We start from the raw sequence: 12,850 nt of genomic DNA, 5'->3' as shown, positions 1-12,850 counted from the left end.
ATTAAAACACAATTTTCATGAAAAGACATAACTTCAGTGCAGGACCTTGCGTATTGCCAAAATCAGTAATGGAACAAGCAGCAAAGGCTGTTGTAGACTATGACAACGGATTATCTCTTATTGAGATTTCCCACCGTAGTAAGCCTTTTGTAGACATAATGGAAAATGCCAGAGCATTAGCCTTAGAATTACTTGGTCTAGAGGGTAAAGGGTACAAAGCTTTGTTTTTACAATGAGGCGCAAGTACGCAATTCTTAATGGTGGCTTTAAACCTATTAGAAAAAAGAGCTGGATACTTAAACACTGGAACTTGGAGTGATAAAGCGATTAAAGAGGCTAAGATTTACGATGATATTTACGAAGTGGCATCGTCTAAGAGTGCTAACTTTAATTATATTCCTAAAGGTTACGACATTCCTGAAGATTATGACTACTTCCACTGTACGTCTAACAACACCATTTTTGGAACACAGATGAAGAGTTTTCCAAACTCACCAATTCCTATGGTTTGTGACATGAGTAGTGATATCTTTTCGCGTCAGTTAGATTTTTCGCAGTTTGATATTATCTATGCAGGTGCGCAGAAAAATATGGGTCCTGCTGGAACAACTTTAGTGGTAGTTAAAGAAGATGTTTTAGGAAAGGTATCTCGTAAGATTCCATCTATGATGGATTATAAAGTACACATTGGTAAAGGTAGTATGTTTAATACTCCGCCTGTATTTGCCGTGTACGTCTCAATGTTAACCATGCAATGGTTAAAAGATAAAGGTGGTATTAAAGCCATTGAAGAAGAAAACGAAAAGAAAGCACGCCTTATATACTCTGAAATAGATTTGAACCCGTTATTTAAAGGATTCGCCGTTAAGGAAGACCGTTCTAATATGAATGCAACCTTTACTTTAGAGAATGAAAACCTTAAAGAAACTTTTGATGCGATGTGGAAAGAAGCTGGTATCAATGGTTTAAATGGTCACAGAAGTGTTGGCGGCTATAGAGCATCTATGTATAACGCTTTAAGTTTAGATAGCGTTAAGGTGCTTGTAGAAGTAATGAGTGATTTAGAAAGTAAAGCATAAAGAATACAGACAAATGAAAGTATTAGCAAACGATGGTGTTTCGAAAAGTGGTGTCTCTGCATTAGAAGCAGCAGGATACGAAGTAATTACGACCAATGTAGCACAAGAGCAACTTCAAAACTACATTAATGAGAATGAAGTAACGGTACTCTTAGTTAGAAGTGCAACTAAAGTTAGAAAAGATATTATTGATAACTGCCCTAGCCTTAAGGTTATTGGTCGTGGCGGTGTTGGTATGGATAATATTGATGTAGACTACGCTAGAGAAAAAGGTATACAGGTTATTAATACACCTGCAGCGTCTTCGCATTCTGTAGCGGAATTGGTATTTGGACACTTTTATGGCTTAGCACGTTTTTTACATAACTCAAATCGTGACATGCCATTAGAAGGAGATTCTAAATTCAAGGCATTGAAAAAGGCTTATGCGAAAGGCACTGAGCTTAAAGGAAAAACTTTAGGTGTTTTAGGCTTTGGACGTATCGGTCAAGCCACTGCAAAAATTGGAATTGGTGCAGGTATGAAGGTTGCTGCTTTTGATCCATTTATGGAAAAAGCGGATTTAGAGTTAGAATTTTTTGATGGGCAAAAAGTCAACTTTGAAATTAAGACTATTTCTAAGGAGGATGTTTTAAAGCAAGCAGATTTCTTAACACTTCACGTTCCTGCACAAAAGGATTATGTGATTGGTGAGAAGGAATTTGGTCAAATGAAAGATGGTGTTATCATTGCTAATGCAGCAAGAGGCGGTGTATTAGATGAATTTGCTTTAGTTAAAGCCATTGAAAGCGGTAAAGTGGCTCGAGCAGCTTTAGACGTTTTTGAAAAAGAACCACAGCCAGAAATTCAGTTACTTATGAATTCTGCGTTATCATTAACTCCACACACTGGCGCAGCCACTAATGAAGCGCAAGATAGAATTGGTGTAGAATTAGCAGATCAGATTATTAGTATTCTTGGTTAAATAAAAATTATGACCTAATAGATAATATCGCGTCCTACGTCTGTGGGACTTTTTTTGTACCTTATACGTCCTTAGAAAAGTTAATCTTAATCATATAATACAACATGAAGGGAATTTTAGACCTATTAAGTAGTGATTTAGGTAAGGCTGTCATTGATGGTGTTGCTGGATCAACAGGAACGGATAAGACAAGAACAAATAGTGCGTTAACTATGGCACTACCAGTTCTTATGAAGGCTATGGAACGAAATGCTGCGACACCAGAAGGTGCAGATGGCCTGATGAGTGCGCTTACCAACAAACACGATGGTAGCATTTTAGATAATCTTGGTGGATTTTTTGAAGGTGGTGTTGACGAAAATGTCAAAACTGATGGTAGCAAAATTTTGGCACATGTTTTAGGTAGCAGACAACAAGGTGTGCAACAAGTTATTGGTCAAAAATCTGGCTTAGACACGAGTTCTGTTACTAACATATTAAATGTAGCCACCCCAATATTAATGGGTGTTTTAGGGAAACAAGCAAAACAAAATAATGTAAGTACCCAGAGCGATCTTGGGGGGCTTTTACAAGGTCTTCTAGGCGGTGCAAGTAATTCGGGCCCAGTAACTCAAGAACAAACCTGTTTAGATCAAGTTTTAGACTCAGATGGAGATGGAAGCGTTATAGATGATGTTGCTGGAATGCTATTAGATGGTAGCGCTGGGAAAAAAGGCGGTCTTGGAGGCCTATTAGGTGGATTGTTTGGAAAGTAATAACCTAAAAATATTTCCCTACAAAGCAGTCGTTTGAGCTGCTTTTTTTTATACCCTATGTAATAATTAGAGTTTACGCATTGAAAAAGACCAGTTGCTCATTATCGCTAGTTGTTGAGCTTTAAAAGCTATTGATTTGTAGTGTTAAATGATTAATAACAAACAACAATACATTCAAAAATTTATTACCTTTAAGATTATGAAAAAGATTTATCCTTTCATTGTTCTCATTATTCTAATTGCGAGCTGTAAGTCTTACAATACGTCGCAAATCATTATTCGTGGTAATGACAGTGGTCTGGTAGAAAACGATACCGTATCGATTAGTGGAGATGAAACCGATTATGAGATCATTATTATAGAGCCAGGATTTAACACTTGGCTATTAAGTACAGCGCGACCTGAAGGCTTTCATTCTCAGAGTTGGTTAGAAGCACGCAATGCGGTACTTGTACAAGCTTGGAATCAAAGAAATTTACAACCGCAAGTATATGATCCTGGGCTTTATCAATTGCGTATAGACTATGATACCAATACAGATTATGGCTATGAAGTTAATTATAAACTGTACAATTACTTCTTATTCTTTCAGCTCAAATATAAACAGCAATTGAGTTCCTTCGTTCCTAGAATTTAGGTAAATTTGCAGCACGATAAATGCTGTTATGGAAAAATTTAAAAAAGATTGGGAAATACAACAAAATTGGCAGTTATTATTTCCCTTTTTAGGTCTTTTAGGATTGGGATATTCGTCTTACAAACTCACTAAGGCATTCTTAAGTGAATTTCACTTTGTTGTAGCTATTCTAGCTGCAATTCCTGTTTTCTACGCTTTATTGAGACTTACACTGTATTTGTTTAAAAAGCTAGAGGCCAAATGGGTTCTACAATATCGATGGGAAATGATTCGTGTGTTCATCGTTTTTGCAATTACTGGCTCATCTTCGATGTTTGTGGGTAGACCCGCTATGAAATTAATAGGTATCACTCAAGACAATCTTAATCCTATATTGTATTGGGTACTTTTTATCGTTGTCGGTCTGATCTTTTACCAAATCCTTTTAGTTACCTTTGGTTGGTTATTTGGTCAATTCCAGTTTTTCTGGGAGTTTGAAAAGAAAATGTTGCGAAGATTTAATCCAAATAAGGGCAAAAATTAAGATTTCATTAACATCTTTAGTTTAGGAATATCAATAGGTTTGCTATCGATTGCATGAAGAACGAATTTTTAAAGATAATAGCTCTCTTTTTTTTAACAATATTACTAAGTAGTAATGTTCTTAACGTGCACACTTACCTTCATCAAAAGGAGGTTCAAAATCATCTTACAGACTCATGTAGTGGTAATAATGATGAAGAGCAAGAACTACCTTGCGAGCTTTGCCATTTCGCTTTACAACTTCATAATTTAGACTATAATAATAGTTTAGAGTTTTCTTATGAAAACAATTTGCAGGTATGGCAACGCGTTAAAACCGAGAATTTTTCTGGTAATGACGAATTAGCGGAACAACAGTTTTATAACCGCAATAGAAATAAAGCTCCGCCAGCCTTAATTTAATAAGTCAACAATTAGTAAAAAGATCAGTTAACAAGATATTATAAATAAGTAATGAAGAATATCTTTCTAATCTTATTTATACTAATAACTAGTTTTGGCTCCTCTCAACAATGTAATAGCGTCTTAACAGGTAAAATCTCAGACTTTCATGACAATACTACATTAGAAAATGCTACAATTCAAATTATTGGTACAAATAAGATCACAATTTCAGATGAACAAGGAAATTTTGAGTTCAAGAATCTATGTAAACAAACCTACAAGATTGAAGTATCTCATATTGCTTGTAAGACAAAAGTCGTGAATATCGAAGTTGATGGTAATACATATAAATTAATCAGTCTAGAACATCATTTAGAAGAGCTGAGTGAAGTTACGGTTAAAGCAAAAGAACAAACTACGACCAAAACCGCACAAGAAACTTTAATTAAAACCGATGTTTTAGAGCGATACAGCAGTTTAAGCATAGGGGATGCTTTAAAAGAAGTTCCTGGAGTTTCCTCTATTAATACTGGAAATACTATTGTTAAACCAATGATAAATGGTTTACACAGTAGTCGCATATTAATCATGAATAATGGAGTGCGACAACAAGATCAAGAATGGGGAATAGAACATGCTCCAAATATTGATATCAATAATGCTGGACAAATTTCGGTTATTAAGGGTTCTGGCGCCTTGGCTTATGGAGGTGATGCAGTTGGAGGTGTTGTTATAATAAACCCATCAAGAACAATAAATATAGATACGTTATATGGTAGAACCATTTTAGGAGGACAAACCAACGGTCGCGGGTATAATATTACAACCACTTTAAATAAGAACTATAGTTCAGGATGGTTTACTCAGGTCCAAGCATCGTATAAAAGAAATGGGGATTTTAAAGCACCTGATTACTACTTAACAAATACGGGATTAGATTCTAAAGGGTTTGCAGGACGTTTTGGAAAAAGAAACTTTGAATCTGGTTTTGAAGTGTACTATAGTTACTTAGATAATGAAATAGGTATTCTCGGTGCCTCTCATATTGGTAGTGTATTTGATATAGAACGCGCCATAAATTCGGGACAACCTTTATTAATTAGAGACTTTAGTTATGATATTAATGCACCAAAACAAGAAATAACACATCATTTAGCAAAGGCCAACTACTACAAACGCTTTCAAGGTTTTGGGAAAATATCTGTACAATACGACTATCAATACAATCAACGATTAGAGTTTGATGTTAGAATTGGAGACCGACGCAATATTCCTGCCATCGACTTAACGCTGCAAACGCATTCTTTTCTAGCAGATGTGAACTTAGATTCTAACCTTGATAGAAAAGTCAAATTCGGAATCTTAGGTCGTTATCAGAATAATTTTGCTAATCCAGATACTGGCGTTAGACGTCTTATTCCAGATTATGATAAATATGATTTTGGTGCTTATATAACTACCGAATGGAAATTAAAAGATAATTTAATTCTTGATGGAGGTCTGCGTTACGATTATGTGCATATAGACGCAAAAAAATTCTATTTAAAATCGCGGTGGGAAGAACGTAATTACGATCAAGATTTTGCAGATATTATTATAGAAGAATTTCCAACCCAGTATCTTACAAATCCAATATTTAATTTTCATAACATATCAGCATCAGCTGGTGTTAGGATTGATTTAAACGATGAAAATCGATTGTTATTTAACTACAGTTTAGCGAGTAGACCACCAAATCCGAGTGAATTATTTAGTGATGGATTACACCACAGTGCAGCTAGAATTGAATTAGGTGATATAAGATTTGATAAAGAAGTATCTAATCGATTATCGTTATCCCATTCTTATAATACTGATAGATTGCGTGTTTTATCCGAAGTATTTTATAATCGTATAAACAACTTTATTTATCTCAGACCATTCGACTTTATATTAACAGGAAGAGGGCCGTTTCCTATTTGGGAATATCAGCAAACTGACGCTGAGCTTTACGGTATTGATCTCACCGTGATTTATGACATATCTGATAAAATACAATTTTCAAATAAAAGCTCCTTAACCAAAGGGTATGATGTGGAAACTGATATGGCACTTATCGATATGCCACCGTTTAGCACAATCAATCAAATTAGATATACCAACTCTAATTGGAATAATTTTTCAGCATCCTTAAAATCAGAATGGGTGTTTGAACAAAACGAATTTCCAGACTTTAATTTTGAAGTAGAAGATCAATTAACAGAGGAGATGGTCTTGATTGATATTAGCACTCCTCCTGCTGCTTTTAATTTGATTCACTTTTATAGTGAAGCCACTTTTGACTTGAGCGACAAAACAAAATTAAATATTGGTTTAGGTATAAATAACATATTTGACCAATCTTATCGAAATTATTTAAATCGCTTACGATTTTTTGCAGACGATTTGGGACGAAATTTCACATTACAATTACAACTTAATTATTAAATAAAACATAACAATTAAAACTTTAAAACAATGAAAATCAATTATTTAAATTTAAATGCCATGAAAACAACTAAATTTTTGTTTAAAACAATGCTATGTTTAGCACTTGTAAGTTCATTCACATCTTGTTCTGATGACGACGATCCTGCACCAGTAAATGAAGAAGAGTTAATTACAAACTTAACTTTAACATTTACCAACACTACTAATCCTGGTGATGTAGTTTTAATGTCTAGTGTTGCACCAGACGGTTTAGAAGACGGTTTGTCTACAGAAACAATTATTGGTAGCTTTACTCCTGGAGCTTCTTATGCTTTAACTATTGGATTATTAAATGAATCTGAATCACCAGCGGAAGATGTATTAAATGGTGATATTATCCCTGAAGCAGATGAGCACTTTTTTGTTTACGCAGTAAACGGACTTAACTTAACAATGACTAGAGATGCAAGTGATATTGATGGACCTGACGGAAGTAAATTAGGTGTTAACACGACTTGGATTGCTGGTGCATCAAGTTTTGGAAATTTACAAATCCGATTAATCCATGAACCATCAACTGTGGATGATTCTGATGAGTTTGGTTCTGCAACTGGTGGTTCTGAAGACTTCAACATTACATTTTCTGGTGTTGTTATTAACTAATAGAACTATTTAATTCATAAAAAAGGTTGAAACATAGTTTCAGCCTTTTTTATTTATTGAGATTTAACAATTTGAGGTTTTGCAGGAAATAGAATATATGTATAACACCACATAAGACTAAAGGTAGGCACTACGTCAAAGAACGGTAAAGCCTCTTCTACAAAAGAAACAACCGCTGCAACTTTACCCTCTCTTCCTTTATACATTCTTGTCATTAAATAAGCTGATAAAGGCGCCCAGATAAAATCAAAAGGTGGAAATATTAGAGATACATAACCCATGCCATCAAACAGTAATCCTAGTATCAGTTTTTGGTATTTTTTCATGTATTAATTTAATTATTAACCTTTTAAATAGATCAAAAAGTATTCCAAATTTTGTTCTGAGTCAGTCTGGCATAAATCGTATTAACATCTGTTAGTTCTTTTTAACTTTTAATTAGGAGCAAGTCGCATTTGGACAACTTAATTTTGCCAGTCAAATGAATAACAACCGCTAAATATTCTTGTCTTTAAGCAAATATTGAGGCATCATCAATCAAACCTTATGAATCTGAGATCAGTACTAACATTACTGTACCTTTGCAGTTCTCTTGTGTTATTAGGGCAGAGTGACTCAATCCCACCTCCGAATAAAAAAAGACTCAATATTAGGCGAACTAACAAAATACCTAAGATTGACGGAATTCTCAATGAAGCAATTTGGCAAAACGCTGATATTGCGACAGATTTTATACAATTCCGCCCTGAAATTGGTAATACCCTTACAAAGGAAAAGCGTACTGAAGTTAAAATGACCTATGATGACAAGGCCATTTATGTCGCTGCTTACCTATATGATGACCCTAAACTCATAATGAAGCAGCTTACCAATCGCGATAACTTTGGGCAGACCGATTTTTTTTCTGTGATATTCAATCCAAATAATGATGCTCAGAATGACACTAATTTCGTCGTGTTTAGCTCGGGTCAACAGGCAGATGCTATTGCTAACCCAAGCATCGGTGAAGATTTTAGTTGGAATGCTGTATGGCAAAGTGCAGTTAAAATTAATGATGATGGCTGGAGCCTTGAAATGGAAATTCCTTACCGTACACTGCGTTTTGCAGAAGAAGACAATCCAATCTGGGGAATTCAATTCAGCAGGCAATTTAGAAGAGACAGAGCGCAGTATACATGGAATCCCATAGATCCCACTAAAGGTAATTTTGGCCTCTATCATGGGGAACTTCATGGGCTTAGTGGTCTTAAACCTCCTACTCGACTCATTTTTTACCCTTTTACTACTGGGATTCTTGACAATTTTGACGGAGAAACAGAAACCACACTTAGTTTTGGTATGGATGTTAAATATGGAATAACAGATAATTTTACCCTAGATGCTACATTAGTGCCCGATTTTAGTCAGGCTGGATTTGATAATTTAGAACTCAACTTAGGGCCTTTTGAACAAACATTCTCAGAACAGCGTCAATTTTTTACCGAAGGAGTAGATCTATTTTCTAAAGGCGACTTATTTTTTTCAAGACGTGTAGGAGGTGCACCTAGCGGTGAACTTGATTTAGCAGAGAACGAATCTGCAGATGTCCCTAACGAAGTAAAGGTTTTAAATGCTATCAAAGTATCCGGAAGAACTAAAGACGGTTGGGGCCTTGGTCTTTTTAATGCTATTACAGAAAAAACCTTTGCCACTATTACAAATACAGATACTGGTGAATCTCGTCAAGAAGTGGTTGAGCCTTTCACAAACTACAATATTTTAGTGGTCGATAAGCAGTTTGGGGGTAATTCTGCCATAAGTATCATTAACACCAATGTTTTACGTGAAGGTGAATTTAGAGATGGCAATGTAACGGCCTTAGTCGCTAACCTTGTCAATAAAAAAAACACATACAGATTTGATACGGCTCTAAGGATGAGTAATGTAAATTACCAAAATTCAGAATCAGAGACAGGTTTTAACACGTTTATGTTTATTGGTAAAGTCGCTGGAAACTTTAGATATAGTTTTGATCACCGTTTTGCAGATACGAAATACGAAATCAATGATTTAGGACTAAATTTTAGAAATAATCGAAATGATTTTGGAATGGATTTTTCCTATGAGACCTTTGAGCCATCAGGCAAATTAAATCGTTATAGATTTAATTTCTTTACTAATTATCGCAGATTGGTACATCCCAATACATTTTCGCGTTTTAATTTTGGTGGAGGTTATCGCGCTTTTACAAAAAAACTAGATGCTTACGGTTTTAGATTAAATATTGAGCCCGGGAAACAGTATGACTTTTTTGAATCTCGAGATGGTAGACCTTTTATTTTTGAAAACTTTGTAAGAACAGGTGGGTGGATTTCTACCAATTATAATAAGTTTTTTGCTATTGACGCCAGAGCCAACATAGGAACACTTTTTGAAGACGGTCGTGATTTATTTACCTACGATTTTAATATTGAGCCACGCGTTAGAGTGTCTGACAAGTTACTATTGGTCTATGGGTTATCCTTTAACTACAGAAATGGTGATCGCGGATATGCTACTGCAGTTAATGATGAACCTATTTTTGGTGAACGCAATAGACAAATTGTTACTAACTCGCTTTCGGGAAATTACACCTTTAACCCTTTTCACTCCTTAGGATTAACATTCAGGTACTACTGGGATACGGTTAACTACGATTATGATCTATTCACCTTACAAGATAATGGTAGATTAACGACTACGTCTGGTTTCAATCTTGATAATGTTGGTTCTAATCCTAACATTAATTTTAGTACTTGGAATATTGATTTGAGCTACTCTTGGCAGTTTGCACCTGGCAGTTTCATAACAGCGCTTTACAGAAACCAGATTTTTAACTTTGATGAAAACTCCGATGATAGTTTTTCAGAAAGTATAGATACTTTGTTTAATCAACCCATGCAGAATATTTTCTCTCTTCGCGTGCAATACTTTATTGATTTCAATAAATTAAAATCTACCTTTAAAAAGAAGGATTTGCACCAAACCCGACAAGTCCAAATCTTAAACAATAACTATAACCAAAGTTATGATAATGACTTTACCAATGGATTTAATAGTGGTTTACATTCCAATACTATACTTCCTTAATTAATTAATCAAATACTCATATTAAAATAGTATTTTCGTTTTCGTATATGATTAAGGCAACTAATATTCATAAATCTTACGGTGATTTACATGTTTTAAAAGGTGTAAATCTTTCTATCTCTGAAAGTGAGGTAATTTCAGTTGTAGGAGCCTCGGGTGCTGGTAAAACAACACTTCTTCAAATTTTAGGAACCTTAGATAAACCAGACTACACCAAAAACACAGAGTTGGTCATCAATGGTGAACCTACAGAGGTATTAAATCACAAAGAATTAGCCAAGTTTAGAAATAAAAATATTGGTTTCATCTTTCAATTTCATCAATTACTCCCCGAGTTTACTGCCTTAGAGAATGTTTGTATTCCAGCATTCATAAATAATATTTCAAAAGCTGAAGCCGAAAATCGCGCTAAGGATTTATTAGACTATTTAGGTTTAAAAGCGCGTATTCATCATAAGCCAAATAGCTTGTCTGGAGGAGAACAACAACGCGTTGCGGTTGCAAGAGCCTTGATTAATCAACCCAAAATTATTTTCGCAGATGAACCCTCTGGAAATTTAGATAGCGAATCAGCAGAACAACTTCATAATCTATTTTTTAAACTAAGAGATGAGTTTAAACAAACGTTTATCATTGTCACTCACAACCAAGACCTGGCCAATATGGCTGACCGAAAACTTACTATGGTGGATGGTAAAATTCTGGAATAATTACTAAATAGACTTCCCTAAATAAATGGTTAAAATCCATTTCTAAAAATGCTTAAATTGAGTAATTTTGCAATGCTTTTAAAAATTACAAAATCATGTCTTACAGAATAGAAAAAGATACAATGGGTGAGGTAAAAGTACCTGCCGATAAACTTTGGGGAGCGCAAACAGAACGTTCTCGAAATAATTTTAAGATTGGTGCACCTGCTTCAATGCCATTAGAGGTAGTGTATGGGTTTGCTTACCTAAAGAAAGCGGCTGCTTATACAAATGCTGATCTTGGAGTTTTAAACAAGGACAAACGTGATTTAATAGCGCAGGTGTGTGATGAGATTTTAGAAGGAAAACACGATGATCAATTTCCATTGGTAATCTGGCAAACAGGTTCTGGCACACAGAGTAATATGAATGTGAATGAGGTTGTTGCCAATAGAGCGCATCAATTGGCTGGAAAGGTAATTGGCGAAGGGGAAAAAACAATTCAACCCAATGATGATGTCAATAAGTCGCAATCATCAAATGACACCTTCCCTACCGGAATGCATATCGCAGCCTATAAGAAGATCGTTGAAACTACCATTCCTGGGGTTATTAAATTAAGAAATACGCTTCATAATAAGTCTATTGCCTTTAAAGATTGTGTTAAGATTGGACGTACGCATTTAATGGATGCGACACCATTAACATTAGGACAAGAATTTTCAGGATATGTATCTCAATTAGACCATGGATTAAAAGCACTTGAAAATACATTAGCTCATTTAAGTGAATTAGCATTAGGAGGTACCGCCGTTGGAACAGGATTAAACACACCTGAAGGGTATGATGTCCTTGTGGCAAAATATATCGCAGAGTTTACCGGATTACCTTTTGTAACTGCGGCCAACAAATTTGAAGCACTTGCGGCACATGATGCTATTGTTGAAACACATGGTGCCCTAAAACAATTAGCTGTCTCACTAAATAAAATAGCCAATGACATTAGAATGATGGCTTCTGGACCACGTTCTGGAATTGGCGAAATAATTATTCCTGCTAATGAACCAGGAAGTTCTATTATGCCAGGTAAGGTTAATCCAACCCAGTGCGAGGCACTGACCATGGTATGTGCTCAAGTTATGGGAAATGATGTAGCAGTAACAGTGGGAGGAACACAAGGTCATTATGAACTTAATGTTTTTAAGCCAATGATGGCAGCAAATTTATTACAGTCCGCGCAATTATTGGGTGACGCCTGTGTAAGCTTTGAAGAAAATTGCGCAAATGGTATTGAACCAAATCATTCGGTAATTAAGCAATTATTAAACAATTCCTTGATGCTAGTAACGGCATTAAATACAAAAATCGGATATTACAAAGCTGCCGAAATTGCAAATACTGCGCACAAAAACGGAACTACCTTAAAAGAAGAAGCCATTAATTTAGGCTACGTAACGGCCAAAGAATATGATGAATGGGTTAAACCTGAAGATATGGTAGGAAGTTTAAAATAACGTTGAAGTGTCTAATTTCAACGATTAAACGTAGGATCCAATATATATTTTCTATATTATAATTGAATCAATCCAACTGTTATGAAA

Annotated in this window: 11 protein-coding genes and 1 pseudogene; 11 read left to right on the top strand and 1 reads right to left on the bottom strand. The window is 35.1% G+C overall.

Annotated features, from left to right (window positions below; genetic code table 11):
• Positions 1 to 17: 17 nt before the first annotated feature.
• From serC to HRU49_RS12230, 8 genes and pseudogenes are all read left to right on the top strand, one after another.
• Positions 18 to 1,079: pseudogene (serC, locus tag HRU49_RS12265) on the top strand (3-phosphoserine/phosphohydroxythreonine transaminase).
• A 13-nt stretch (positions 1,080 to 1,092) separates the two neighbouring features.
• Positions 1,093 to 2,043, top strand: a complete 951-nt coding sequence (locus tag HRU49_RS12260) for a D-2-hydroxyacid dehydrogenase (protein ID WP_296357586.1) — start codon at positions 1,093 to 1,095, stop codon at positions 2,041 to 2,043.
• Between the two features lie 104 nt (positions 2,044 to 2,147).
• Complete coding sequence (locus HRU49_RS12255; RefSeq protein ID WP_296357584.1) at positions 2,148 to 2,798, top strand: DUF937 domain-containing protein; 651 nt, start codon at positions 2,148 to 2,150, stop codon at positions 2,796 to 2,798.
• 199 nt (positions 2,799 to 2,997) lie between these two features.
• The gene (locus HRU49_RS12250; protein ID WP_296357582.1) at positions 2,998 to 3,435 is read left to right on the top strand and encodes a DUF6146 family protein; all 438 of its coding nucleotides are present in this window, start codon (positions 2,998 to 3,000) and stop codon (positions 3,433 to 3,435) included.
• Between the two features lie 28 nt (positions 3,436 to 3,463).
• Positions 3,464 to 3,958, top strand: a complete 495-nt coding sequence (locus HRU49_RS12245; RefSeq protein ID WP_296357580.1) for a DUF6787 family protein — start codon at positions 3,464 to 3,466, stop codon at positions 3,956 to 3,958.
• A 125-nt stretch (positions 3,959 to 4,083) separates the two neighbouring features.
• Positions 4,084 to 4,359 (top strand): hypothetical protein, encoded by a 276-nt coding sequence (locus HRU49_RS12240; RefSeq protein ID WP_296357578.1) that lies wholly within the window; start codon positions 4,084 to 4,086, stop codon positions 4,357 to 4,359.
• A gap of 51 nt (positions 4,360 to 4,410) precedes the next feature.
• Positions 4,411 to 6,807 (top strand): TonB-dependent receptor, encoded by a 2,397-nt coding sequence (locus HRU49_RS12235; RefSeq protein WP_296357576.1) that lies wholly within the window; start codon positions 4,411 to 4,413, stop codon positions 6,805 to 6,807.
• 60 nt (positions 6,808 to 6,867) lie between these two features.
• Entirely contained in the window at positions 6,868 to 7,452 is a 585-nt protein-coding gene (locus HRU49_RS12230; RefSeq protein WP_296357574.1) for a type 1 periplasmic binding fold superfamily protein, read from the top strand.
• Between the two features lie 53 nt (positions 7,453 to 7,505).
• On the opposite strand, the gene HRU49_RS12225 is transcribed toward HRU49_RS12230, so the two are convergent.
• Positions 7,506 to 7,778 (bottom strand): hypothetical protein, encoded by a 273-nt coding sequence (locus HRU49_RS12225; protein WP_296357572.1) that lies wholly within the window; start codon positions 7,776 to 7,778, stop codon positions 7,506 to 7,508.
• Positions 7,779 to 7,998: 220 nt separating this feature from the next.
• Here HRU49_RS12225 and HRU49_RS12220 point away from each other — a divergent pair, with 220 nt between their 5' ends.
• The 3 genes from HRU49_RS12220 to fumC all read left to right on the top strand — a co-directional run bounded on the left by HRU49_RS12220 (position 7,999) and on the right by fumC (position 12,763).
• The gene (locus tag HRU49_RS12220) at positions 7,999 to 10,560 is read left to right on the top strand and encodes a DUF5916 domain-containing protein (RefSeq protein ID WP_296357570.1); all 2,562 of its coding nucleotides are present in this window, start codon (positions 7,999 to 8,001) and stop codon (positions 10,558 to 10,560) included.
• A gap of 47 nt (positions 10,561 to 10,607) precedes the next feature.
• Positions 10,608 to 11,270 (top strand): ABC transporter ATP-binding protein, encoded by a 663-nt coding sequence (locus HRU49_RS12215; protein WP_296357567.1) that lies wholly within the window; start codon positions 10,608 to 10,610, stop codon positions 11,268 to 11,270.
• A 95-nt stretch (positions 11,271 to 11,365) separates the two neighbouring features.
• Complete coding sequence (fumC, locus tag HRU49_RS12210; protein WP_296357565.1) at positions 11,366 to 12,763, top strand: class II fumarate hydratase; 1,398 nt, start codon at positions 11,366 to 11,368, stop codon at positions 12,761 to 12,763.
• Positions 12,764 to 12,850 lie beyond the last annotated feature (87 nt).

This window comes from Winogradskyella sp. (assembly GCF_013213975.1).
In the GTDB taxonomy this organism is placed as follows: domain Bacteria; phylum Bacteroidota; class Bacteroidia; order Flavobacteriales; family Flavobacteriaceae; genus Winogradskyella.
Note: the sequence above shows the minus strand (reverse complement) of the source record. Positions and strands in the feature narration are given on the sequence as shown.

Coding starts and splice junctions, on each gene's coding strand:
- HRU49_RS12260 (WP_296357586.1), top strand. CDS start 1,093: ATGAAAGTATTAGCAAACGATGGTGTTTCGAAAAGTGGTGTCTCTGCA.
- HRU49_RS12215 (WP_296357567.1), top strand. CDS start 10,608: ATGATTAAGGCAACTAATATTCATAAATCTTACGGTGATTTACATGTT.
- HRU49_RS12245 (WP_296357580.1), top strand. CDS start 3,464: ATGGAAAAATTTAAAAAAGATTGGGAAATACAACAAAATTGGCAGTTA.
- HRU49_RS12230 (WP_296357574.1), top strand. CDS start 6,868: ATGAAAACAACTAAATTTTTGTTTAAAACAATGCTATGTTTAGCACTT.
- HRU49_RS12250 (WP_296357582.1), top strand. CDS start 2,998: ATGAAAAAGATTTATCCTTTCATTGTTCTCATTATTCTAATTGCGAGC.
- HRU49_RS12220 (WP_296357570.1), top strand. CDS start 7,999: ATGAATCTGAGATCAGTACTAACATTACTGTACCTTTGCAGTTCTCTT.
- HRU49_RS12255 (WP_296357584.1), top strand. CDS start 2,148: ATGAAGGGAATTTTAGACCTATTAAGTAGTGATTTAGGTAAGGCTGTC.
- HRU49_RS12235 (WP_296357576.1), top strand. CDS start 4,411: ATGAAGAATATCTTTCTAATCTTATTTATACTAATAACTAGTTTTGGC.
- HRU49_RS12225 (WP_296357572.1), bottom strand. CDS start 7,778: ATGAAAAAATACCAAAAACTGATACTAGGATTACTGTTTGATGGCATG.
- fumC (WP_296357565.1), top strand. CDS start 11,366: ATGTCTTACAGAATAGAAAAAGATACAATGGGTGAGGTAAAAGTACCT.